We start from the raw sequence: 24771 nt of genomic DNA on the forward strand, positions 1-24771 counted from the left end.
TCGGGGACAGGACGCCGCCGTCCGCCGTCGTGGACGGGGGCGACGGGCCGCTCCACGTCGGCGGAACGTCGCCTACCTCGCGGGAGGATTGCCTACCTCGCCGGGACGTTGCCTACCCGGGCGGGCGGTCGCCTACCTCGCGGGAGGGTCGGCGCGGTCGGCGCGGTCGGCGCGGTCGGCGGGGACGGTGCGGGTCACGGTCGCGTCCAGGGCGCCCGACGCGACCCGGACGTGCACGTCCTGCCCGGCGGCGACCTCCGTGGCGGACCGCACCACGGCGCCGTCGGCGCGCTGCACGACGGCGTAGCCCCGGTCGAGCGTCGAGGCGGGCGACAGGGCCCGCACCTGGGCACGCATCCGGTCGACCTCGCCCGCGGCGCGCACCAGCGCGGTGTCGAGGCAGGTGCGCACGTGCCGCAGGTGCTGCGCGACGTGCTGCGCGCGGGCCTCGACCATCGTCTCCGGCCGCGCCAGCACGGGCCGCGACCGCACGGAGTCGAGACCGTGCTGCTCACGCTGCAGCAGCCCCTGCACGGCGCCGCGGATGCGCTGGCGCGCCTGGGAGACGCGCTGGCGCTCCTCGCCGACGTCGGGCACGACGTGCTTCGCGGCGTCCGTCGGGGTCGACGCGCGGTAGTCGGCCACGAGGTCCATCAGCGGCGTGTCGGTCTCGTGCCCGATCGCCGAGACGAGGGGGGTGCGGCAGGCCGCGGCGGCGCGCACCAGGGTCTCGTTGCTGAACGGCAGGAGGTCCTCCACCGACCCGCCGCCGCGGGCCACGATCAGCACGTCGACGTCCTCGCGGGCGTCGAGCTCGGCCACCGCCTCGCTCACCTCACGGACCGCGTTGACGCCCTGGACGGCGACCTCGCGGATCTCGAAGCGCACCTGGGGCCAGCGCGCGCGGGCGTTGACGACGACGTCGTGCTCGGCCTTGGACTCGCGGCCGCACACCAGGCCGATCGTCGACGGCAGGAACGGCAGGGGGCGCTTGCGGTCGGCGTCGAACAGGCCCTCGGCGGCCAGGACCCGGCGCAGCTGCTCGATGCGGGCCAGCAGCTCGCCGACGCCGACCTGGCGGATGTCGGCGGCGCGCATCGACAACCTGCCGGCCTTGACCCAGAACTCGGGGCGGGCGTGCACGACGACGTGGTCGCCCGTCTCCGGACGCGCGGCCAGCCCGTCGAAGGCGCGGGTCAGCATGCTCACCGGGAGCGAGGCCTCGACGTCGGTGTCGCGCAGGGTGAGGAACTGCATCCCGGACCCGCCGCGGTAGGTGTGCTCGACGACCTGGCCCTCGACCCACACGGGGGACATCCGGGCGACGTAGTCGCGGATCTTGGTGGACAGCAGGCGGACCGGCCAGGGGCGCTCGGCGGTGGTCTCGGCGGCGCGCTCGGGCAGGGGCTGCGCGCTGGTGGCCGGGCTGTCGGGTCCGGTGCTGAGGTCGGTCACGCCACCCAGCATGCCGCACGGCGCCGACACGGCACCGACACGGCGCCGAGGGGACGTCACACGGCCTCCACACCCGCCTCCTACACTGGCAGCGTGACTGCGACCGCACCGGCCCCCGTCCGACCGACCTCGACCAAGCGCGTGCTGCTCGCCGCTCCGCGCGGCTACTGCGCCGGCGTCGACCGCGCCGTCGTCGCCGTCGAGAAGGCGCTGGAGAACTACGGTGCCCCCGTCTACGTGCGCAAGGAGATCGTGCACAACAAGCACGTCGTCGAGACGCTGCGCGAGCGGGGGGCGATCTTCGTCGAGGAGGCCGAGGAGGTCCCGCGCGGCGCCAAGCTGGTCTTCTCCGCCCACGGCGTCTCCCCGGCGGTGCGGGAGTCCGCCGCGGCCCGCGACCTGGAGACGATCGACGCCACGTGCCCCCTGGTGACCAAGGTGCACAAGGAGGCCGTGCGGTTCGCGAAGGCCGACCGCACCATCCTGCTCATCGGGCACGACGGCCACGAGGAGGTCGAGGGCACCGCCGGCGAGGCGCCGGAGCACACGATCGTGGTGAACTCGCCCGAGGAGGCGGACCTGGTCGAGGTCCCCGACCCGGACAACGTCGTGTGGCTGTCGCAGACCACCCTGTCGGTGGACGAGACGATGGACACCGTCCGGCGGCTGCGCGAGCGGTTCCCCGCCCTGCAGGACCCGCCGAGCGACGACATCTGCTACGCCACTCAGAACCGCCAGGTGGCCGTGAAGAAGCTGGCCCCGGAGTGCGACCTGGTGATCGTGGTCGGCTCGGCCAACTCCTCGAACTCGGTGCGCCTGGTCGAGGTCGCGCTGCAGGCCGGCGCCCGCACCGCGTACCGGGTGGACCGCGCCGCCGAGATCGACGAGGCCTGGTTCGACGGCGTCGAGACGGTCGGGGTCACGTCCGGGGCCTCCGTGCCCGAGATCCTCGTCGACGACGTCCTGCGTCAGCTCGCCGAGCGGGGCTACGGCGAGGCCGAGGAGGTGCGCACTGCCACCGAGGACCTCGTCTTCTCGCTGCCGCGGGAGCTGCGACCGCCACGCGAGGCGCGTCAGCTGCCGATCCAGCCGGCCTGAGGGCGCACGCCGCGCGACGTCAGCCGGCGGCTGCTGCCGACGAGGCGCTGTCGTCGCGGTCGCGGGCGGCCTCGAGCGCCCGCCGGTCCGACTCGGCGAGGGACTCGACCGAGTCGCGGGTGCCGGGGTCGGTCAGGTCCGCGAGGTCGACGAACGAACCGTCCGTCCCGGCCAGCAGCTCCGGCTTGGTGACCTCCCGGGTGCCGGCCTCGACGGCCTTCAGCTCGTCCATCTCGAGGGTCGCGTCCGCCACCTTCAGCTCGACCATCTTGCGTGCGGAGGGCACGACGCGGGTCTCGAGCGTCGCGACGAACTTGTTGTAGTCGTTGGTCACCGTCGTGATCGACCGGCCCAGCTTCGTGACCTTCTCCGTCATGCCCACGAGCCGCCCGTACAGCTCCTTGCCGGTCCGGAGCACCTTCTGGGCGTCCTCGGCGATGGCCTCCTGCTGCCACGCGTAGGCCACGGTGCGCAGCATCGCCACGAGCGTCATCGGGGTGGCGACGAGCACGCGCTTGCGGATGGCGGCCTCGAGCAGGTCGGGCTGGTGCTCGACGGCGGCCGAGAGGATCGGCTCCGCGGGCACGAACATGACGACGAACTCGGGGGCGGTGTCGAACTGGGCCCAGTAGGCCTTGCCGGCGAGCACGTCGACGTGCTTGGCGAGGTCCTTCGCGTGGGCCGCGAGCTCGGCGTCCGCGTCGCCGGCCTGCTCGGCCTGCTGGGCGCGCAGGTAGGCGCTGAGCGGCACCTTGGAGTCGACGACCACGTTCTTGCCGCCGGACAGGTGCACGACCATGTCGGGGACGAGCACGTCCCCCTCCGCCGTGGTGCGGTGGACCTGCGCGTCGAAGTCGACGTGGTCCATCATCCCCGCGGACTCGACGACCCGCTTGAGCTGCAGCTCGCCCCACACGCCGCGTGTCTGGTTGGAGCGCAGCGCCGAGACGAGGTCGCTGGTCCCCGTGCGCAGCTGGGTGTTGACGGTCTCGAGCTGGCGCAGCTGCTCGGTCAGGGCGGTGTGCCCCTGGAGGCGGGCCTGCTCGGCGGTGTCGACCCGCTCGTTGACCTTGTCGAGGGTCTTCGTCATCGGGTCCAGCAGGGCCCGGATCGCCTGCTCGCGCTGGGCGAGCGTCTCGTCGTTCTTCTGGGTGCTGCGCCGCAGCCGCTCGTTCGCCAGGTCGAGGAACTGGTTCTGGTTGGCGGTCAGCACCTCGTTCGCGAGCGACTTGAAGCGCTGGGCGAGGCGGTCCTGGTCGCCCTTGACCTCGGCGAGCTGCCGGTCTGCCTCCGCGCGCACCTCCGCGAGCCGTCGTTCGGCCTGCTGCTCCGCGGCCGCCAGCCGGCGCTCCGTCTCCTGCGCCGCCTGCCCGAGCCGCCGGTCGCCGTCGGCCCGCTCCTGGGCGACCTGGTCGCGCAGGCCGGCGGCCTCGCGCCGGGCGGTGTCCAGCTCCGCCGCGAGCCGGACGGACTCCATCTCCTGCGAGCGGCCGCGGGCCGAGGTGCGCAGCGCCTGCCACAGCCATCCCAGCAGGATGCCGACGGCGAGGGTCCCGGTGGCCAGCAGCAGAGCGGTCGAGGTGTCCATGGCCGTCAGGCTGTCACGAGACACCGACACGGCCGGTGCGTCGGCCCGGCCGCGTCGGCGACCCGCGGGCAGATACGGTGATCCGCGTGACGCAGCCGACCGCCCCGCCGGATCCCGGTGCCGCCCTGAGCCTGCGTGGGATCTGGAAGCGGTTCGGGGACAGGATCGCCGTGTCCGGCGTCGACCTCGACGTCCCCGCCGGCTCGCTCCTCGGGCTCGTCGGACCCAACGGCGCCGGCAAGACCACCACGCTGTCGATGGCGACGGGTCTGCTGCGGCCCGACGCCGGCACGGTGCACGTGCACGGCACGGACCTGTGGGCGAGCCCCGACGCGGCCAAGCGCCGGCTCGGCGTCCTGCCGGACGGCCTGCGGCTGTTCGACCGGCTCACCGGCGCCCAGCTCCTGACCTACGCCGGGCTGCTGCGCGGCCTGGACCGCCCGACCGTGGCCGCCCGCACCGAGGACCTGCTGGCCGCCATGGACCTGACCGCGGACCGCGACACGCTCGTCGTCGACTACTCGGCGGGCATGACCAAGAAGATCGCGCTGGCGGGTGCCATGATCCACGCGCCGCACGTGCTGGTGCTCGACGAGCCGTTCGAGGCCGTCGACCCGGTCAGCGCCGCGAACATCCGCGACATCCTGCGCCGGTACGTCGACGACGGCGGCACCGTCGTGGTCTCCAGCCACGTGATGGACCTGGTGCAGCGCACGTGCTCGCACGTGGCGGTCATCGCCGGCGGCCACGTCCTCGACGCCGGGACGGTCGAGCAGGTCCGCGCCGGCCAGAGCCTGGAGGACCGGTTCGTGGAGCTCGTCGGCGGCCGGCGCGAGACGGGAGGGCTGGAGTGGTTGCGCACCTCGTCCGACTCCGGCTGACCCTCCTGGCCAACGCGTTGCGCCGCAGCGTCTGGCGCACGATCGGCCTGGTCCTGGCCGCCGCGTACGGCGCCGCGGTGGTGACGTTCTTCGTCGGTGCCGCCGTCGTCGGCGGACGGACCGACCCCGTGCTCACCGGGCAGGTCGTCACCGTCGTCGGTGCCGCCGTCGTGCTGGGCTGGTGGGTGGTGCCGCTGTTCGCGTACGGCCTGGACGCCACCCTCGACCCTCTGCGGTTCGTGCCCTACGGCATCCCGCACCGGACGCTCCTGGCCGGCCTCGCGACAACGGCCCTCGTCTCCGTCCCCGCGATCTTCACGGCCCTGGCCGCGCTGGGCGTGGCCCTGGTCTGGACCACCGACCCGGCGGCCCTGGCGGCGGCGCTGCTCGGCGCTGTCGGGGCGGTCGCGCTGTGCCTGCTGGGCGCCCGGGCCACGACCACGCTGCTCGCCCCGCTGCTCGAGTCCCGCCGCTACCGCGAGGTCCTGATGGTGGTCGCGATCGTGCCGCTGCTCGGCCTCGGGCCGTTCCTCTCCTGGCTCTCGGGCGGTCTGGACAAGAACGGCGGCTCCGTCACGATCACCTCGGGCGACGGCCTGAGCGCTGTCGTGGGCCCCGTCGCGGCCGCCCTGGCCTGGACCCCCTTCGGTGCCCCGTGGGCCCTGCCCGCCGCCGTGCACGACGGCGCGTGGGCGCTCGCGGCGGCCCGCGCCGGCATCGTGGTCGCCACCGTCGCCCTCACGGTGCTCGTGTGGTCCCGAGCCCTGGCGCGCGCCCTGGTCTCGCCGCGCGGCGGGACGACGGCGGGGCGCGCTGCGGGGCTGGGCTGGTTCGGCCGGGTGCGGGCGACACCGACCGGTGCGGTCGTGGCCCGGTGCGCCACCTACTGGCTGCGCGACCCCCGGTACTCGGCCTCCCTGGCGCTCGTGCCCCTGCTGCCGGCGGTGGTGGTGACGCTGCTCGTCTCCAGCGGTGCGGGAACGGGTCTGCTGCTCGCGGTGGCCTCGCTCGCGGCGTACATCCTCGGCTTCGGGCTGTCCAACGACGTCGGCTACGACAGCACGGCCTTCTGGCTGCACGTCGCCTCCGGGACGCCGGGACGGGCCGACCGGTGGGGGCGGGTGGTCCCCGTGCTGGTGGCCGGCGTCCCCCTGGTGGTGGTGCTGGCGGTGGCCGGCGCCGGTGCCGCCGGGCGGTGGGACGCCCTGCCGGCGGTGCTGGGGCTGACCCTGGGGGTGCTGGGTGCGGGCCTCGGCACGTCGAGCGTCGCCTCGGCGCGCCTCGTGTACCCGGTCCCGACGCCGGGGCAGAGCGCGTTCACCACGCCGCACGGGGCGGCGACCGCGACGATCGTCGCCCAGGCGGCGGCGTTCGGCGTGATCCTCGTCCTCATGCTCCCCACCCTCGGGCTCGGGCTGCCCGCCATCCTGCTGCCGTCGGCCGCGCTGGGGTGGGTGGCCTGCGGGGTCGGGCTAGGCACCGGTGCCGTGGCGCTGCTGGTCGGGGTGCGGTGGGGCGCGCGCGTGTACGAACGGCGGCTGCCGGAGCTGTTGTCGCAGGTCAGCGCCTTCGCGTGACGACCACGCGCTCGGGCGTGTCGGGGCGGTTTGAGAGACTGGTCGGCGTGATTCCCCAGAACGACCGACCCTCCCCGACGCTGCCCGACGGATGGACGGTGGTGGTTCCCGACCTTGCGGACGTGCCACGGCTGAGCGAGCTGCGCGCGGCGCAGGCCGCGCCGTTCACCGGGTCGGACGCGCCGCCGACGGCGCAGGTGGAGAACGAGATCGCCGGTGCCGCCTCCTGGACGCGCCGCCATCTCGCCGTCAAGGACGACCAGGACGTCGTGCGGGCCTGGGCCCACGCGCACGACCGCGCCGCCGGACGTGCCGTCCTGGGTATCGAGATCGACCGGGGGCTGCCGGTCGAGGACCAGGACCGGCTCGCGGCCTGGTGCTACGCCCGCCTCGCCGAGATCGGCCGGGAGATGGCCGAGCTGCGCGGGGAGACCACCACCCAGCTGGACGCGGGCGCGTTCGCCGACGACGAGCGCCTGCGGGGGTGGCTGACGGACGCCGGGTTCCGTCGCGCGCGCTCCTGGTGGCAGATGACGCGACCGGTGGCCGCCGAGGAGGCCGCGCCGGGCGTGTTCCCCGCGCCGAAGGACGGGGTCACCGTGCGTCGGGTGGCGCAGCACGACAACGGCATGCCGGTCGCCGAGGATCTCAACGCCGTCCACCAGGTCCTCGAGACGGCGTTCACCGACCACTTCAACTCCTACCAGGAGTACTTCACCGAGTTCGTCCAGCGCCTGCGCGAGGACCCGGGGCACCGGTGGGACCACTGGTGGCTGGCCTGCGTCGAGGACCCGGCGGACCCGACCGGTGACGCGGTGCCCGCCGGGGCGCTCGTCGGGTCGCAGCTCGCAGCGGACGACTCCGGGGTCGAGGGCACCTACATCGACTACATCGGGGCGCTCGCCGAGGCCCGCGGCCGCGGTGTGGCCACGGCGCTGCTGCACGCCGTCGTCGCGGACGCCGCCGCGCGGGGCCGCAACCGGGTCGGTCTTGAGGTCGACGCCGACAGCCCCACGGGGGCCGAGGGGCTGTACCGGAAGCTGGGTTGGCGCACCAAGTACGTCACGGAGTCCTGGCACCGCGACGTCGCGGTCTGACCCGCCGGCACCCGACCGGCGCCCGCTCGGCCTCCGGTCGGCACGTTCCGCCCGACGCGTAGGATGGTCCGACGTGGCACTCACTATCGGCATCGTCGGACTGCCCAACGTCGGCAAGTCCACGCTCTTCAACGCCCTGACCCGCAACAGCGTGCTCGCCGCGAACTACCCGTTCGCGACGATCGAGCCGAACGTCGGGGTGGTGCCGCTGCCCGACCCCCGGCTGGACCGCCTGGCGGAGATCTTCTCCTCGGACCGGGTCCTGCCCGCGACGGTGTCGTTCGTGGACATCGCGGGCATCGTCAAGGGTGCCTCGGAGGGCGAGGGGCTGGGGAACAAGTTCCTGGCGAACATCCGTGAGGCGGACGCGATCTGCCAGGTCACGCGCGCGTTCGACGACGGTGACGTGATGCGCGTGGAGGGCTCCACCGACGCCGCGGGGGACATCGAGACGATCTCGACCGAGCTCGTGCTGGCCGACCTGCAGACGCTGGAGAAGGCGCTGCCGCGGATGGAGAAGGAGGTCAAGATCAAGAAGGGGGACCCGGTCCTGTACGCCGCCGCGAAGCAGGCCCAGGAGATCCTCGAGGAGGGCACCACCCTGTTCCAGGGTGCCGCGGCCGCCGGCCTGGACCTCGCGGAGGTCGCCCCCCTGCAGCTCATGACCGCCAAGCCGTTCATCTACGTGTTCAACACCGACGACGCCGGACTGGCCGACACCGCGATGCAGGAGCGCATGCGCGAGCTGGTCGCCCCGGCGCAGGCCATCTTCCTCGACGCGAAGTTCGAGTCGGAGCTGGTCGAGCTCGAGCCCGACGAGGCGGCGGAGATGCTGGCCGACTCCGGGCAGGACGAGGCCGGTCTGGACCAGCTCGCCCGCGTCGGGTTCGACACGCTGGGCCTGCAGACGTATCTCACCGCAGGGCCGAAGGAGGCCCGTGCGTGGACGATCCGCAAGGGCTGGACCGCTCCGCAGGCGGCCGGCGTCATCCACACCGACTTCGAGCGCGGGTTCATCAAGGCCGAGGTCATCTCCTACGACGACCTGGTCGAGGCCGGGTCGGTCGCCGCGGTGAAGGCCGCGGGCAAGGCGCGGGTCGAGGGCAAGGACTACGTCATGGCCGACGGCGACGTGGTCGAGTTCCGCTTCAACGTGTAGGCGCGCACGGTCCCGACGCCCGAGGGCGCATCTCTCGTCCCCCGCCGCGGGGACCGGGAGGTGCGCCCGTCGTGCGTCGGGGGACCCTCGGCGGCGCCGCCGAGGGTGAAGGTCCGTCCAGGCTGTGGATTCACCCGGCGGGTGGGACGTCGCGCACGTAAAGTGCCGTGAAAGCGCTTCTGCCTCGGCATATCATCGCGATAGGACAATTGTGTGATGGAAATTCACGGTGTTTCTTCCGAGTTTCCGTTCAAGCGGCCCGATCGCTTACTGTGCTTCGCACCAGTCTCAGATCGGTAACAATCAAAGATGAATCCCGAGTAGTGGCAATTCGGCCCGTGCTGGACTGGGTACGGTGTGGCGAACACCACGGACCTCCCGGCGGTCAGACCGGTCACACGCGACCCGCGTGACCGGCCGAGCCTGGCGGGGGGCCCTTCCATGAGGAGGAATCCAGTGAAGATCAGGCGTGCAAGCGCAGCCGTCGCGGCCGTCGCGACCGGCGCCCTGCTGCTCTCGGCGTGCTCCAGCCCTGCCTCGGAGAACGAGCCGGAGTCCGAGGAGACCATGGCGGAGGAGACCGAGGGTTCGGCAGAGCCCACGGACTCCTGCAAGGTCGACACGGGCGTGACCGAGACCGCGGACGGGAACATCTCGTACTCCGCCGGCGAGGTGCAGTGGGCCGGCTACAACGGCAACCTGCCCGACACCTACTCGACGTACAACTCGGTCATCAACGACCGGATGTTCTCGGGCTTCATGTACTTCGGGACTGACGGGACCATCTGCCAGGACGAGGAGTTCGGCTCGTTCGAGGCCGTCTCCGAGGACCCGCTGCAGGTGCAGTACACGATCTCCGACGACGCCGTGTGGTCGGACGGGACCCCCATCACCTACGCCGACTACCTGCTCGACTGGGCCACCCAGGCGGTCACCACGGACGGCACCATCTCCGAGGACGCCTCGGAGACCCCGCTGTTCAACTCGGTCTCCGGCCTGACGCTCGGTGACTACGTGCCCGAGGGCCCGCAGGCTGACTCGGCCGACGCCAAGACGTTCCAGTACGACTACGAGCGCGTCTACGCCGACTGGCAGCTCATGGTCACCTCGGCCTTCCCGGCGCACGTCGTCGCCGACCAGGCCGGTGTCAGCCTCGAGGAGCTCGTCACCGCCATCGAGGAGCTCGACATGTCGGTCCTCGAGCCGGCCGCCGAGTTCTGGAACACCGGCTGGCTGTCCTCGACGCCGGGCGAGCTGCCCGACCCGTCGATCGTGCCGGTCTCCGGTCAGTACACCCTCAAGGAGGACGGCTGGGTCGCCGGGCAGTCGCTGACCCTCACCGCCAACGAGGAGTTCTGGGGCACCCCGCCCGCCACGAAGGAGCTGACCTACCGCTTCGCCGCGGCGGACACCCACGTGCAGGCGCTGCAGAACGGTGACCTCGACGTCATCGAGCCGCAGGCCACGGTCGACACGATCCCGCAGCTCGAGCAGATCGGCTCGTCGGTCACCACGCTGACCGGTCAGACCCTGATCTGGGAGCACCTGGACTACAACTTCGCCAACGGTGTCTTCGCCGACAACCTGGCCGCCCGTGAGGCCTTCGCCTACTGCGTGCCGCGCCAGAAGATCGTCGACGACCTGATCGCGCCGATCGACGAGGGCGCCGTGGTCATGAACGCCCGCGAGGTCTTCCCGTACCAGACCGAGAAGTACGACGAGGTCACCGCCGAGTCCTACGACGGCCGCTACGACGAGGTCGACCTGGAGATGGCTACGGAGAAGTTCGCCGAGGCCGGTCTCGAGGAGGGCACCGAGATCCGCATCGGTTACTCGGCCCCGAACCCGCGCCGTGCGGACGAGGTCGCCGCCATCAAGTCGTCCTGCGACCAGGTGGGCTTCAACATCGTGGACGCCGGCAACGCGGACTTCTTCGCCGCCGGCGGTGCGCTGGAGACCGGTGACTGGGAGATCGCCCTGTTCGCCTGGGCCGGCTCCGGCCAGATCGCCTCCGGCCAGAACATCTACGCCACGGACCGCCCGCAGAACTTCGGCGGCTACTCCAACGAGACGGTCGACGAGGCTTGGAACACCCTGGCCTCCTCGGTCGACGAGTCGGTGCACCTGGAGCAGACGAAGATCATCGAGAAGGAGCTGTGGGACACCCTCTACGGCATCCCGCTCTTCGCCCACCCGGGTGTCGTGGCCCACACCTCCAGCCTGGAGAACGTGCGCTTCACGGCGGCCCAGGACGGGATCGTCTGGAACGCCGAGCAGTGGGCTCGCGCGTCCTGACGTCCTGACCGAATGACAGGTCGAGTGTGGGGGCAGAGGCAACCCCTCTGCCCCCACACTCTGCCTTGACCGCAAAGGGGCACCACGTGCTCAAGTTCATCCTGCGACGCCTGGGGATCTCGTTCCTCGTGCTGTGGGCCGCGTCGCTGCTCATGTACGTCCTCACGATCAACGCGGGTGACCCGCTGGCGGACCTGCGCGAGTCGAACGCGGAGAACCGCGACCAGCTCATGGCGCTGCGCGTCGACCAGATGGGCCTCGACCTGCCCTGGTACGAGCGCTACTGGGACTGGCTGACCGGCGTGGCCGGCTGCTTCACCGGCAGCTGCGACCTCGGCACCACCGTCAACGGCGCCAACGTGCTGGACCTGACCGCCCAGTCCGCGAGCTCGACGCTGCGACTGGTCACGGCGGCGACGCTGCTGGCGATCGTCGTCGGCATCGCCGCGGGCATCATCTCCGCCATCCGGCAGTACTCCGGGTTCGACTACTCGGTGACGTTCCTCGCCTTCCTCTTCTTCTCGCTGCCGGTGTTCTGGGCAGCGGTGCTCCTCAAGGAGTACGGTGCGATCCGCTTCAACGACTGGATCGCCAGCGGCGACATGGAACCACCCATGATCCTGGGCATAGCCCTGGTGGTCGGCGTGGTGATCGCCGCCGTCGTCGGAGGCACGTGGCGCCGCAAGATCTACACCGGGGCCGGCACGTTCGCGTTCGTCGCGGTCGTCCTGTGGGTGCTCAACATCCTGGACTGGTACCGCAACCCGTTCTTCGGCACCGCGATGGTGCTGCTCAGCTCGCTCGGTGCCGCGGTGCTCGTCACCGCCATCATCGCCGGGCTCGGCAACCGCCGGGTGCTCTACGCGGCGCTGACCACCGCCGTCGTCGGGACCATCAGCTACTTCGTGTTCGCCGGCCCGCTCCTCGAACCGTCGTCGTGGTGGGTGCTGATCGGCCTCTTCGTGCTCGCGGTCCTCGTCTCCGTCGGCATCGGCGCGGCCTGGGGCGGCTACGCGCGCAAGCAGGCCATGCTGATCTCCGCGATCACCGGCGTGCTCACCTCGCTGACGATCGTCTTCGACATCCTCGTCGGCCACTGGGCGGGGTTCCTGGAGCTCAAGTCGCGGCCGATCTCCACGATCGGCTCCGAGACGCCGAACTTCACCGGCGACTTCTGGGAGTCCGTGCTGGACTCCGGCATGCAGCTGATCCTGCCGACCATCGTGCTGACGCTGATCTCGGTCGCGTCGTACTCGCGCTACACGCGCTCGTCGATGCTCGAGGTGATGAACCAGGACTACGTGCGCACCGCGCGGTCCAAGGGCCTGTCCGAGCGAGCGGTGATCACCAAGCACGCGTTCCGCAACGCCCTCATCCCGATCACGACGATCGTCGCGTTCGACTTCGCCGGCCTCATCGGCGGCGCGGTCATCACCGAGAGCGTGTTCGGCTGGAAGGGCATGGGCGCCATGTTCCGCGAGGGGCTCGACCGGGTCGACCCGGACCCCGTCATGGCCTTCTTCCTCGTCACCGGCACGGCCGCGATCCTGATGAACATGCTCGCGGACATCGCCTACGCCTACCTCGACCCACGGATCCGGCGGTGAGACCCATGACCGGACCCCGTACGCCTGACACCCGTGGAGCGTGCCATGACTGACCTCCAGACCTCGGCGACCCCGGAGAAGTCCTACAGCCAGAACCAGCTGGTCCGGATGCGCTTCTTCCGGCACCGGGGGGCGATCATCTCGATGATCGTCCTCGGCCTGGTGATCCTGCTCGCCTTCACCTCGATCGGCATCGGACCGCTGCCGGGCTGGTGGGACAAGGTGCCCGAGCTGCAGTACCCGAAGATCGGCGACGGCGCTCCCACCTGGGAGCACCCGTTCGGCCAGGACACCGGCGGCAAGGACTACTTCGCCCTGGTGATGCTCGGCACGCAGAAGTCGCTCATCATCGCGTTCGGCGTCGGGATCATCTCGACCCTGATCGGCACGCTGATCGGCGCGGTCGCGGGCTACTTCCGCGGCTGGCTCGAGTCGCTGCTCATGCGCACCACCGACCTGCTGCTGGTCATCCCGCTGCTGGTCCTCGCCGCCGTGCTCGGCAAGATGGCGAGCGCCTGGGGGATCTGGGGCCTGACGATCATGCTCGGCATCGTGACCTGGACGGGCCTGGCCCGGCTGGTGCGCGGCGAGATGCTCTCCCTGCGCGAGCGTGACTTCGTCGTCGCGGCGACCGCCGTCGGCACCAGCAACGGGCGGATCATCACCAAGCACATCCTGCCCAACGCGATCGGCACGATCATCGTCTCGGCGACGCTGACGATCTCGGCCGCCATCCTGCTCGAGACATCGCTGAGCTACCTCGGCTACGGCGTGCAGGCGCCCGACACCTCGCTCGGCCTGCTGATCTCCACCTACGAGACGGCGTTCACGACGCGCCCGTGGCTCTTCTGGTGGCCGGGGCTGATGATCCTCGCCATCGCGCTGACCGTGAACTTCATCGGTGACGGTCTGCGCGACGCGTTCGACCCCCGCCAGAACAGGACCAAGGACTGATGACCACCCTCGACATCACCGGCACGGACGAGCCCGCCACCCCGGGCGACGCCGTCCTGTCCTTCACCGACCTCGAGGTCACCTTCGGCACCGAGTTCGGCGACGTGCACGCCGTCAAGGGCGTCTCGCTCGAGGTCCACCCCGGCGAGGTCCTCGCCGTCGTGGGCGAGTCGGGCTCCGGCAAGTCGGTCACCTCGACGACGGCGCTCGGCCTGCTGCCGGACAACGCGAGGATCTCGGGCACCGTCCGGGTGGGCGACAAGGTGGTCGGCGAGCTGGACCAGGCGGGGCTGCGCAAGATGCGGGGCAACGACATCGCCATGGTGTTCCAGGAGCCGATGACGGCGCTCAACCCGGTGCTGACCATCGGCGACCAGCTCACCGAGGCCCTGCAGCTGCACGGGATCGCGTACGGCAAGATGGCCATGGCCCGCGCCGCCGAGCTGCTGCGCATGGTCGGCATCCCCGAGCCCGAGCGGCGCCTCAAGCAGTACCCGCACGAGCTCTCCGGCGGTCAGCGCCAGCGCGTGGTGATCGCGATGGCGATCTCCTGCGACCCGAGGGTGATCATCGCCGACGAGCCCACCACGGCGCTCGACGTGACGGTCCAGGCGGAGATCCTGGACCTGCTGCGCTCGCTGAAGGACAAGCTCGACACGGGCATCCTTCTCATCACCCACAACATGGGCGTGGTGGCCGACATGGCCGACCGCGTCGCGGTGATGTTCAAGGGCGACCTGGTCGAGACGGGCACCGCGCAGCAGGTGCTGACCAACCCGCAGCACGAGTACACCAAGCGGCTGCTGGGTGCGGTGCCGCGCCTCGGCGAGGGCGTGGGCCAGGACGACGCGGGCGTGGCGCACTCGGTCGAGGTCGAGCATGCCGACACCTCCCGGCCGGCGCTGCAGCTCGACAACCTCGTCATCGAGTACCACCGGCTGGGCAAGCCGGCCTTCCGTGCCGTGGACGACGTATCGTTCACCGTCGGCCAGGGCGAGATCGTGGGCCTGGTCGGCGAGTCCGGGTCCGGCAAGTCGACCATCGGCAAGTGCGCGCTCGGCCTCATCCCCGCCGTGTCGGGGCACGTGCGGATCCTCGGCGAGGACTTCGGTGCGCTGAAGAAGAAGCAGCTCAAGGACCTGCGGCGGCGGATCGGCGTGGTCTTCCAGGACCCGGCCGCCTCGATCAACCCGCGGTTCCCCGTGGGGGAGGCGATCGGCGAGCCGCTGGTGGTGCACGGGGTGGGTGACCCCGCGTCGCGCGAGAAGCGCGTCATGGAGCTGCTCGACGCGGTCGAGCTGCCGCGGTCGTTCTACAACCGGTTCCCGCACGAGCTGTCGGGCGGTCAGCGCCAGCGCGTGTCCATCGCCCGGGCCCTGACCCTGGAGCCCGAGCTCATGGTGGCGGACGAGCCGACGTCCGCGCTCGACGTGTCGGTGCAGGCGTCCGTGCTGGAGACGTTCCTCTCGCTGCAGCGCGACTTCGGGTTCGCCTGCCTGTTCGTCAGCCACGACCTGGCGGTCATCGACATGCTGGCGCACCGAGTCGTCGTCCTGCAGAACGGCCGGATCGTCGAGCAGGGCACCCGCGACCGGGTGCTGCGCGCGCCGCAGGAGCCGTACACCAAGCGGCTCCTGGCGGCTGCCCCGGTGCCGGACCCGACCACGCAGGCCGAACGCCGCGAGGCCCGGCACCGCCTGCTGGCCGAGCTGGGCGACGAGGTCGTCGAGCTGCACGTCGACGACGACGAGTCGGCGGCGCGCAAGGCGCGCCAGGAGCCGGGAGCGGGCACGTCGGACGTGATGCGCGGCACCGACCCGCACGTCTGAGCCCGATGGGCCACGTGCTGCGGCGCGCCGTCGCGCACCGTGGTCTGCTGGGCCTGGTCGTCCTGCTCGTCGCCGTCGTCGCGGCGGCGGGCGGGACGACGGCCGGTGCGGTCACGGGCACGACGGGCGCGGCGGCGCAGCGCGCCCTGACGGTCCCGGAGACGGCGAGCCTGCAGGTCACCACGCGTCTCGCCGACGACGCCGAGGCCCAGGACGCCCACGTCCGGCAGGCGGTGGCGCGACTCCTCGCGGGTGCGCCCGTGGCGGTGGACCGGGCGCAGCGGCCCGACGGCGCCGACACGCCCTTCGTCGTGTGGACGCTCACGCCGGAGGTCGCCGCCGTGGCGCCGGACGACCTGCCCGTGCTGGCCGAGGGCGGCGCGGCGCTGCACCAGGAGCTGCGCTCCGACGACGCGGTAGCGGTCCGCGGGCTGACGGTCGAGGGTGATCTCGCCGAGCGCGCCGCCCGGCAGGCGACCGCGACGGCCACGGCCGGTGCCGCCGTCGGGGTACCGGTGTCGATCCTGACGCTGGTGGTGCTGGCCGCCCTGGCGCAGGTGGCCCGGCTCCTGTCCGGTGCGCGGCAGCGCGAGCTCGAGATCATGGTGGCCCGGGGGGCCGCGCCGTCCCGGCTGGTCGTCGCGGACGGGGTGGAGGCCGTGGGGGTGGCCCTGTCCGGAGCTCTTCCGGGGACCGCCGCCGCGGCGGTGCTGCTGGAGGCGGGCGACGTGCCCGGCGGCGCGGACCCGGTGGCCCTGGTGGCGACCGGAGCGGTGACGGCGTCGACCGCGGTCGTGGTGCTCGTCGTGACCAGCGCCGTGCGGGCCCGCGACGTCGCCCGGCGGCAGGGCGGGGACCGGGCGGGGCGCCTGCGGCAGGTCGCCGGGGTCGGGGGAGTGCTCGCCGTCGTCGCGCTCGCCGCCCTGGGCGTCCTGCGCTGGCGGAGCCTGGGCTCACCGGTCGTGGTGGACGCCGAGGGCGTGCGTGCGGACCTGCCGGCGGTGCTCGCACCGGCCCTGGTGCTGGCCGCGACCGGCATGGTGGCGCTCGCGGTGCTCGGGCCGGCGACGCGCGTGTGGTCCGCGGCGGCCGCCCGGTCCCGCGGGGCGACGGCGGTGCTGGCCTCGCGCCAGGTCTCGCGCGGGTTGCGGGTGGTGGCCGTGCCGGTCGTGCTGCTGGTCCTGTCCGGCGGGTCGACGGTCCTGGCGGCGGCGTCCGTGGCCACGACGACGCAGGCCCGCGACGCCCTCGCTGCGCAACGCGTGGGGACGGACGTGCGGGTGGCGCTCCCGGGGGACGGACGGCTCGACGACGCCCGGCCGGCGCCGGTGGCGCACTCGTTCGCCCGGCTCGACGGGGCGTCCGGGGCGGCTCCGGTGCTGGTCGAGGACGCCACGGTCGACGGTGACCCGCTCCGGGTGACGGCGCTGCCCGTCGGCCTCGCGGACGGGGTGGTGCGGGCCGACGACGTCGCGGCCCTGACCGGCCCGCTGGGGCCGGGGGAGCGTTTCGACCGGGCGCCCGCGCTCGGGCCCGCCGCGGAGCTCGCGCTCGACCTGACCGGTGCGGCCGTCCCCGCCGCCGGGTCGTCGCCGATGCCGACGCCGCCGGCGACGGCTGGTGCCGGCGACCGGGCCGAGGTGACGGTGGCCGTCTGGCTCGCCGCCGACGACGGCACGCTGACGGTGCTGGAGGCAGGGACCGTGGCCCTGGGCGCGGCGGCGACCGTGGAGCGCGTGACGGTCGACCTGCCCGTCCGGCTGACGACGGCTCCCGGGCTGCGCCTGGTCGCCGTCGACGTGGCTCCCCGGGTCCCGGCGGCCACCGACCTCGAGGTGGGGCTGCGCGACGTCGTGGCGACCGACGGCGCCGGTGGGGCGTCGGCCGCCGACCTCACCGCCGCGGCCTGGACCGCGGTGGCCCCCGCGTCCGGGGAGGTGCTGGCTTCCGAGCGGTCCGGCCCGCCCTCGGTGCGGACGACGGCGGCTCCCGGCGGCGCGGCAGGAGTGCGGTTCGTGGTCGCGCGGGACGTGGCGGGCGACCCCGCGACGACGGCCGCCACGGTGCCGGCGACCCTGACGCGCGCGGCGGCCGAGCGGTGGGACGCGTCCCCCGGCGACGTCCTCGAGGCGACGGTGGCGGGCAGCGGCGTCCGCCTGGAGGTCGCCGGGCTCGTCGACCGCGTCCCGGGCGGCACCGCCGCCGACGCCGCCCTGGTCGACCTCGGCACGCTCGACGCGGTCCTCCTGCGCACCGCGGTGCTGCTGCCGCGCCCGGGGGAGGTCTGGGTCGGAGCCGACCACCCGGACGACGACGAGTCGCTGACCTCTCTCGTGACGCTGGCCACCGCGCAGGCCCGCGTCCAGGCCCCCGACCCTGAGGACTTCGCCGTGACGACGGCCTCCGGTGCGGTCCGCGGGCCCGGCTCGCCGGGCACGGCGCCCGACACCTCGTCCGACGCAGGTGCCCCGGTCCGGCTCGCCGCCGTGACGGTGGCCGCCGGGTCGGGCGTCCTGGCGCTGGTCGGGCTCGCGGTGGCCGCCGCCGTGGGACTGGGCTCGCGCCGGGGAGAGACCGTCGTGCTGCGCGCCGTCGGGCTGGGCCCCCGCGGCCAGGGGGCCGGACGCGCCCTGGAGATCGCGGTCGTGGGAGTGGCCGGCGTCGTCTCGGGTCTGGTCGGCGGCCTCGCCGTCGCGGCCCTCACCGTCCCGGGGCTGGCCCAGGGCGTGGTCGGGTCCGCCGTCGCCCCGGCGTTCGCCGTCGACGTGCCCCTGCTGGCCGTCCTCACCGGTGTCGCGCTGCTGGGCGTCGCCGCCACGGCCGCCGTGGTCGCGGGCCGCGTCGCTGCCCAGGTGCGGGACACCGCGTACCGTCCGGAGGTCCGATGAGCCTCTGGCTGCTCGTGCGCCGCCACCTGCGCACCGCCGTCGGCGCGACGGCCGCGCTCGCCGTCGTCGCGCTCGGGACCGCGGCCCTGGTCTCGGCCGTCCCGCGGGCCACGGCCGCGCTGCACGCCGACGAGCTCGCCCACGCGGTGGCGCAGGCCTCCGCCATCTCCTCCGACGTGGTGGCCACCAGCACCACCTACCCCGGCTACGGCGGCGCCCACCAGGCCTACGGCGGGACCGACCTCGGCGCCGGAGACGCGGACGGCTCCGGTACCGTGACGCCGCCGCAGCCCGACCTGGACGGCTACCTCACCGCGCTCACCGCGCTCGCCGCCGCCCAGCCGTCCCCCCTCGCGGACGTCCTCGGCACGCCCGACCTGGTGGTCTCCTCCGACCGGCTCGAGGTCGAGCGGGTCGAGGGCAACGACGTCGCCTCCCCGGGCGTGGTGCTGCGCGCCGGCCCGCGCCTGCGGGACCAGGTGGACGTCGTGGCCGGGCGCTGGCCGCGACCCACGCCGGTACCGGTGGACCGCACCACGCTGCTGCCGGGGCCGGACGGCGTCGTGGAGGTCGTCCCCGACCCGGTCGAGGTCGCGGCGTCCACCGGAGTGGCGGACGAGCTCGACTGGGAGCTCGGCTCCGTGCACCCCACCGGCGACCCCCTGCAGCCGGCGCTGCGTGTCGTGGCGCTGTGGGAACCGCGGGACGCCCGGGCCGACGTCTGGTCGCACGTGCCGCGCACCACCGGCCCCGAGATCGTCGTCGACCCCAACATCGGCAAGATCGTCACCGCCGGCGTGCTCACCGACCCGGGCGCCCTCGGGGCCTGGACCGACGCGCCCACCGCGCGGATCTGGTACCCCGTGGACGCCTCGGGGCTGACCGCCGCGGACGCCCCGGCGCTGCTCGCCCAGCTGCGCGGCCTGACCGCCACCACCTCCACGGTCGTCGAAGGCGACCCTGCCGTGCTGGAGCCGGCGTCCGGGCTGGTCGACCTGCTCGCCGAGGCGCTCGGTCGCCGGCAGGGCGTGGACGCGATCGTCGCCGTGCTCGCCGTCGGCCCGCTCGGTGCCCTGGCCGCCGTCCTCGTCCTGGCCGCACGGCTGGTGGTCGAGCGACGGCGGGCCACCGTCGTGCTGGTCCGGGCCCGCGGCGCGGGGGACGCGTGGATCCGCACGATGCTCGCGCTCGAGGGCCTCGCCGTCGGGCTGCCCGCGGCCACCGCCGGTCTCCTGCTCGGCCTCGCCGCGGTGCCCGGTCCCGTGACCGCCGGGCAGGTCGGGGCCGCCGCCGCGTGCGGGCTCGCCCCGGCCGCCGGGCTGGCCGCCGTCGTGCCCGCGCGCAGCGCCCGGGGCGAGCGGGCCGACCTCGGCACGACCGTCCCGCGCCGTCGCCGCAGCCGCGCGGCCGTCGAGGCCGGGGTCCTCCTGGCCGCCGCGGCGACCACGTGGCTGGCGATCGACCGTGGCAGGGTGACCGGACCGGACGGCACCGGCGTGGACCCCCTCCTGGTCGCCGCACCCCTCCTGGTGGGGCTGAGCGTCGCCTTCGTGGTGCTGCGGCTGGTCCCCCCGGCGGTGCGCCTCGGCGAACGGGCGCTCGCGCGACGCCGCGACCTGGTGCCCTTCCTCGGCGCGGCGCGTGTGCGCCGCGCCGTCGCCGGCGGGCCCGTGCCCGCCGTCGCCCTGGTGCTCGCCTGCGGCGTCGCCTTCTCCTCGATCACGCTGGCCTCCACCGTCCGTGCCGGCATCGAGCAGCAGGCCTGGACCGCCGTCGGGGCGGACCTGCGCCTGGCCGGCCCGGTCGTCGACGCCGACGTCACCGCGGCGATCGCGGCCGTCGACGGCGTCACCGCCGTCGCGCCGGTGGCCGACGCCGGCCGGTACCCGCTCGGCACCGTCGGCAGCGGCACGCCGGTCACGGCGTACACGACGGACGCGGCGGCGCTCGCGGCCGTGCAGTCCGGGGCACCGGGAGCACCCGACGGCGTGGACCTGCTCACCGAGGTCTCGGACGGCCGCCTGCCCGCGCTGGCCACGGGGGACGTGGCGACGGGTACCCCGGTGCTGACCGGTCCGGGCGGGGCCGCGGTACCGGTGACGGTCGTGGGGCACGTCGACCGGCTGCCGGGTCTGCCGCCGTCGTCGGGTGCCCTGGTGGTCGACGCCGGACTCGCCGCGGAGCTGGCCGGGATCGACGGCGGGGTCCCGCGGCTGGCGCTGATCGGGCTCGCCGACGACCTCGGTCCGGCCGGGCACGCGGACGCCGTGGCGGGCGTCGCGGCCGCGGCACCGACCGGCGTCGTCGACGACCCCCTCGACGGCCGGGCCGCGCTGCTCGCCTCCCCGGCGGCGTCGGGGCTGGCGACGGCGTTCGTGGCCGCCGTCGTGCTGTCGGTGCTGCTGTGCGTCGCCACCGTGGGGCTCATGCTGGTCCTGGCGGCGCCCGCCCGGCGCCGGCTGCTGGCCGTGCTGCGCGCTCTCGGGCTGCCCCGCCGGGCCGAGCGCGGGATCGTGGCGTGGGAGGTCGGGCCGTGGGTGGTCGCCGCGCTGGTCGCGGGAGCGGTGCTCGGCGGAGCGGTGGCGGCCCTGGTGCTGGCCGTCGTGGACCTGACGCCGTTGACGGGCGGGGGCGCCGCCCCCCGGCTGCAGGTCGCCCCCTGGTGGTCCGCGGCGTTCGTGGTCGGCCTGCTGGGTGCGACCGCCGCGGGCGTGGCGGTCGCCGGGCGACGGCGGCGGGGGAGTCCCGCCGTCGACCTGGGGAGCGCGTCGTGACGAGAGGAGCGAGGACCGATGAGTGACATCCTGTGCCGGGGCCTGGTGCGGATCTTCGCGACCGACGGCGTCGAGGTCCAGGCCCTGCAGGGTCTGGACCTGCGCGTCGAGGCCGGTGATCTGGTCGCCGTCGTCGGCGCGTCCGGGTCGGGCAAGTCGACGCTGCTGAACATCCTGTCCGGGCTCGACACGCCGACCGGCGGGTCCGCGACGGTGGCGGGCACGGACCTGGCCACGATGACGGCGCGGCGGCGGGTGCGGTACCAGCGCCGCACGGTGGGGTTCGTGTGGCAGCAGACCTCGCGCAACCTGCTCGGGTACCTGACGGCGGAGGAGAACGTGCGGCTGGTGCTCGACCTGGCCGGGGGACCGCGTCGGGCCCGGGCGGCCCGTGCGCGCGAGGTGCTGGACCTCCTCGGCGTCGCGGATCTCGCCGACCGGCTGCCCGGCCGGCTGTCCGGCGGTCAGCAGCAGCGCGTCGCGATCGCCGTTGCGGTCGCCAACGCGCCGCGCGTCCTGCTGGCGGACGAACCGACGGGCGAGCTCGACGAGGCCACGAGCGTGGAGGTGCTGGAGGCGTTGCGCTCGGTCAACGAGGCGACCGGGACGACGACGCTGATCGTGACCCACGACCCGACGGTCTCGGAGCACGTGGCGCGCACCGTCCAGATCCGTGACGGGCGCACCTCCACCGAGGTGCTGCGGCGCCGGTCCACCGACGCCGACGGCACGGAGCGGCACGTCGCCGAGGAGTTTGCCGTGCTGGACCGGGTGGGCCGCCTGCAGCTGCCGCACGACGTCGTGGAGGCCCTGGACCTGCGTGACCGGGTGCGCCTCACGCTGCAGCCCGATCACGTCCAGGTGCGCCCGGACCGGGACGAGAACCAGGAGGCACGATGACGACGGTGACGACCGGTCCTGCGGCGCACGGCGGCGCGGGCCCGACGACGGTGCTGCGGTGCACCGACGTGACGCGCACGTTCGGGCGCGGGACCGGCGAGGTGCACGCGCTGCGCGGCGTCTCGCTGGCGGTGGCCGCGGGCGAGCTGGTCGTGGTGCGCGGGCCGTCCGGCTCGGGCAAGACCACGTTGCTGAACGTGCTCGGCGGGCTGGACGTGCCGACGTCGGGCCGCGTGCGGCTGGGGGAGCGGGAGCTGACGACGGCGGACCCGGACGAGGTGCTCGCCGCCCGCCGTGACGAGGTCGGGTACGTCTTCCAGTCCTTCGGTCTCGTGCCGGTGCTGTCCGCGGCCGAGAACGTCGAGGTGCCGCTGCGGCTGCGGCGCACGCCGGCGGGAGAGCGGGCCGCACGGGTCGCCGAGGCCCTGGACCGCGTGGGGCTGGCCGGGCACGCGGACCAGCGCCCGGACGAGCTGTCCGGCGGGCAGCAGCAGCGGGTCGGGATCGCCCGGGCGCTCGTGGCCCGGCCTCGCGTGCTGCTCGCCGACGAACCGACCGGTCAGCTCGACTCCGCCACCGGGCGGCGCGTCATGGACCTGCTGCGCGAGCTGGTGCACGACGACGGGGTGGCCGCCGTCGTGACCACCCACGACCCGGAGCTCGTGGCGCGCGCGGACCGGGTGCTCGACCTGCACGACGGGCTCCTGCGGGACGGTGCGACGCCCGCGGCGTGACCGACACCACAGGGTCGGACGCGGAATGCGCTTTCGCTGGTCGAAAGGTTTCGAGGGCGTTCCGATCTGGTCACGATCGGCGCCATGTGTCCGGTTCTGGTGATCCGGGACACCATCGGGGAGGTAGGCTCCTTCGGCACCGTGCAGCGGGGGTTCATCGGCTCCCGTGATCGACGGCCGACCGGGCATCATCCCGGCGGCGCGCACACCTACCCAGGAGGACACGTGACACCTCGTCGACGTCTGGCAGGCATCGGGGCCTTCACCCTCGCCTCGGCCCTGCTGCTCTCTGCGTGCGGAGGCTCCGGCAGCTCCGACGACACCGACTCGACCGCATCGGGTGACGACGCCAGCTCCGGCGTCGTCTCGATCTCCAGCGGTGAGCCGCAGAACCCCCTGACCCCCGGCATGACCAACGAGGTCTACGGCGGTCTCGTGGTCAAGAACATCTACTCCGGCCTCGTCTACTACGACGCCGAGGGCGCCGCCCAGAACGAGATGGCCGAGTCCATCGAGTCCGAGGACAACCAGACCTGGACCATCACCATCCAGGACGGCTGGACCTTCTCCGACGGCACGCCCGTCACCGCCCAGAGCTATGTCGACGCCTGGAACTACGTCGCCGACATCGACAACGCCCAGAACCAGCAGTACTTCTTCAACGGGTTCTCCGGCTACAGCACGGACGAGTCGTCCGAGCTCGCGCTCGAGGTCGTCGACGACCTGACGTTCACCGCCGAGCTCAACGAGCCGTCCGCGGACTTCGAGCTGTGGCTCGGCTACACGGCCTTCTTCCCGATGCCCGAGGCGTTCTTCGAGGACCCGGAGGGCTTCGGCTCGGCCCCGATCGGCGCTGGTCCCTACGAGCTCGAGTCCTGGGAGAACGACAGCCTGATCACGCTGATCCCGCGCGAGGGCTACGAGGGTCCGCGGCAGCCCGCCAACGGCGGCCTCGAGATGGTCGCGTACGTCGAGGAGGACACGGCGTACAACGACATGCTCGACGGCGCCCTGGACATCCTGCCGAACGTGCCGTCGTCGGCCTTCGCCACCTTCGAGTCCGACCTGGGCGAGCGTGCCGTCAACCAGCCGGCCGCCGTCATCCAGGTCGTCAACATCCCCGAGTGGCTGCCCGAGTTCCAGGGCGACGCCGGCGTCATGCGCCGCGAGGCCATCTCCATGGCAATCGACCGCGAGACGATCACCGAGCAGCTCTACAGCGGCTCGCGCACCCCGGCGCACGACTTCACCTCGCCCGTCATCGACGGCTACTCCGAGGACATCCCGGGCTCCGAGATCCTCGAGTACGACCCCGAGGGCGCCAAGGAGCTGTGGGACGAGGCCGAGTCGATGGACCCGATCGGCGACTACACGCTGCAGATCGCCTCGAACGCCGACTCCGACCACCAGGACTGGATCGACGCGGTGTGCAACACCATCCGCACCGACCTGGGCATCGGCTGCGAGTTCGCGCCCTACACCACCTTCGACGAGTTCCTCAACGCGCGTGACGACGAGTCCGTCGAGGGTATCTTCCGCGGTGGCTGGCAGGCCGACTGGCCGTCCATGAGCAACTTCCTGGGCCCGATCTACGGCACCGGGGCCGGCTCGAACGACATGAACTACTCCTCGGAGGAGTTCGACGCCAAGCTGGCCGAGGCCGGCGCCGCCCCGGACACGGAGACGGCGACCGAGCTGTACAAGGAGGCCCAGGAGATCCTGTTCCAGGACGTGCCGGGCATCCCGCTCTGGTACCAGAACGCGACCGGCGGCTACGCCGAGACCGTCGAGAACGTCGAGTTCGGCTGGGACAGCGACCCGATCCTGTACCAGGTCACCAAGGAGTGACGACACCGTGACCCGGCGCGAGGCGGCACCGCACGGTGCCCGCCTCGCGCCGGCCACGACTTTCCGGGTGGCCGGTCCGGTCCGGTA

At 73.4% G+C, this 24771-nt stretch carries 16 protein-coding genes; 14 read left to right on the forward strand and 2 right to left on the reverse strand.

The genetic code is table 11. The annotated features are described in order from the left end of the window. Nucleotides 1-132: 132 nt before the first annotated feature. Nucleotides 133-1467: an exodeoxyribonuclease VII large subunit gene (xseA, locus tag HDG68_RS09415; RefSeq protein WP_172151852.1), complete on the reverse strand. Its 1335-nt coding sequence runs from the start codon at nt 1465-1467 to the stop codon at nt 133-135. Nucleotides 1468-1548: 81 nt separating this feature from the next. Between xseA and HDG68_RS09420 the strand changes: the two genes are divergently transcribed. Then, nucleotides 1549-2553: a 4-hydroxy-3-methylbut-2-enyl diphosphate reductase gene (locus HDG68_RS09420; RefSeq protein ID WP_172151491.1), complete on the forward strand. Its 1005-nt coding sequence runs from the start codon at nt 1549-1551 to the stop codon at nt 2551-2553. A gap of 19 nt (nt 2554-2572) precedes the next feature. Here HDG68_RS09420 and HDG68_RS09425 read toward each other — a convergent pair whose 3' ends face one another. Beyond that, entirely contained in the window at nt 2573-4141 is a 1569-nt protein-coding gene (locus tag HDG68_RS09425) for a DNA recombination protein RmuC (RefSeq protein ID WP_172151493.1), read from the reverse strand. A gap of 80 nt (nt 4142-4221) precedes the next feature. Between HDG68_RS09425 and HDG68_RS09430 the strand changes: the two genes are divergently transcribed. From HDG68_RS09430 to HDG68_RS09490, 13 genes are all read left to right on the forward strand, one after another. Next, nucleotides 4222-5022: an ABC transporter ATP-binding protein gene (locus HDG68_RS09430; protein WP_172151854.1), complete on the forward strand. Its 801-nt coding sequence runs from the start codon at nt 4222-4224 to the stop codon at nt 5020-5022. Next, nucleotides 4992-6599: a hypothetical protein gene (locus tag HDG68_RS09435; protein ID WP_172151495.1), complete on the forward strand. Its 1608-nt coding sequence runs from the start codon at nt 4992-4994 to the stop codon at nt 6597-6599. Before HDG68_RS09430 ends, HDG68_RS09435 begins: the two co-directional genes overlap by 31 nt. A gap of 47 nt (nt 6600-6646) precedes the next feature. After that, the gene (locus HDG68_RS09440; protein ID WP_343037515.1) at nt 6647-7696 is read left to right on the forward strand and encodes a GNAT family N-acetyltransferase; all 1050 of its coding nucleotides are present in this window, start codon (nt 6647-6649) and stop codon (nt 7694-7696) included. Nucleotides 7697-7769: 73 nt separating this feature from the next. After that, nucleotides 7770-8855 carry a redox-regulated ATPase YchF gene (gene ychF, locus HDG68_RS09445; protein ID WP_172151497.1) on the forward strand — a complete coding sequence of 362 codons (1086 nt, stop codon included), beginning with the start codon at nt 7770-7772 and terminating at the stop codon, nt 8853-8855. Nucleotides 8856-9311: 456 nt separating this feature from the next. Beyond that, complete coding sequence (locus HDG68_RS09450; protein ID WP_172151499.1) at nt 9312-11150, forward strand: ABC transporter substrate-binding protein; 1839 nt, start codon at nt 9312-9314, stop codon at nt 11148-11150. A gap of 86 nt (nt 11151-11236) precedes the next feature. Continuing rightward, nucleotides 11237-12757 carry an ABC transporter permease subunit gene (locus tag HDG68_RS09455; RefSeq protein WP_172151501.1) on the forward strand — a complete coding sequence of 507 codons (1521 nt, stop codon included), beginning with the start codon at nt 11237-11239 and terminating at the stop codon, nt 12755-12757. A 45-nt stretch (nt 12758-12802) separates the two neighbouring features. Next, complete coding sequence (locus HDG68_RS09460; protein WP_172151503.1) at nt 12803-13711, forward strand: ABC transporter permease; 909 nt, start codon at nt 12803-12805, stop codon at nt 13709-13711. After that, nucleotides 13711-15540: an ABC transporter ATP-binding protein gene (locus HDG68_RS09465; protein WP_172151505.1), complete on the forward strand. Its 1830-nt coding sequence runs from the start codon at nt 13711-13713 to the stop codon at nt 15538-15540. Before HDG68_RS09460 ends, HDG68_RS09465 begins: the two co-directional genes overlap by 1 nt. Nucleotides 15541-15545: 5 nt before the next feature. Next, nucleotides 15546-18428, forward strand: a complete 2883-nt coding sequence (locus HDG68_RS09470; protein ID WP_172151507.1) for a thioesterase domain-containing protein — start codon at nt 15546-15548, stop codon at nt 18426-18428. Continuing rightward, nucleotides 18425-21202 (forward strand): FtsX-like permease family protein, encoded by a 2778-nt coding sequence (locus HDG68_RS09475; protein ID WP_172151509.1) that lies wholly within the window; start codon nt 18425-18427, stop codon nt 21200-21202. The genes HDG68_RS09470 and HDG68_RS09475 overlap by 4 nt, the downstream gene beginning before the upstream one ends. 18 nt (nt 21203-21220) lie before the next feature. Then, complete coding sequence (locus HDG68_RS09480) at nt 21221-22102, forward strand: ABC transporter ATP-binding protein (RefSeq protein ID WP_172151511.1); 882 nt, start codon at nt 21221-21223, stop codon at nt 22100-22102. Continuing rightward, the gene (locus HDG68_RS09485) at nt 22099-22836 is read left to right on the forward strand and encodes an ABC transporter ATP-binding protein (RefSeq protein ID WP_172151513.1); all 738 of its coding nucleotides are present in this window, start codon (nt 22099-22101) and stop codon (nt 22834-22836) included. Before HDG68_RS09480 ends, HDG68_RS09485 begins: the two co-directional genes overlap by 4 nt. A 225-nt stretch (nt 22837-23061) precedes the next feature. Next, on the forward strand, nt 23062-24684 hold the full coding sequence (locus HDG68_RS09490; protein ID WP_343037516.1) for a peptide ABC transporter substrate-binding protein: 1623 nt from the start codon (nt 23062-23064) through the stop codon (nt 24682-24684). Nucleotides 24685-24771 lie beyond the last annotated feature (87 nt).

The sequence above is a fragment of the Isoptericola chiayiensis genome (genome assembly GCF_013149805.1).
GTDB classification, from domain to species: Bacteria; Actinomycetota; Actinomycetes; order Actinomycetales; family Cellulomonadaceae; genus Isoptericola; species Isoptericola chiayiensis.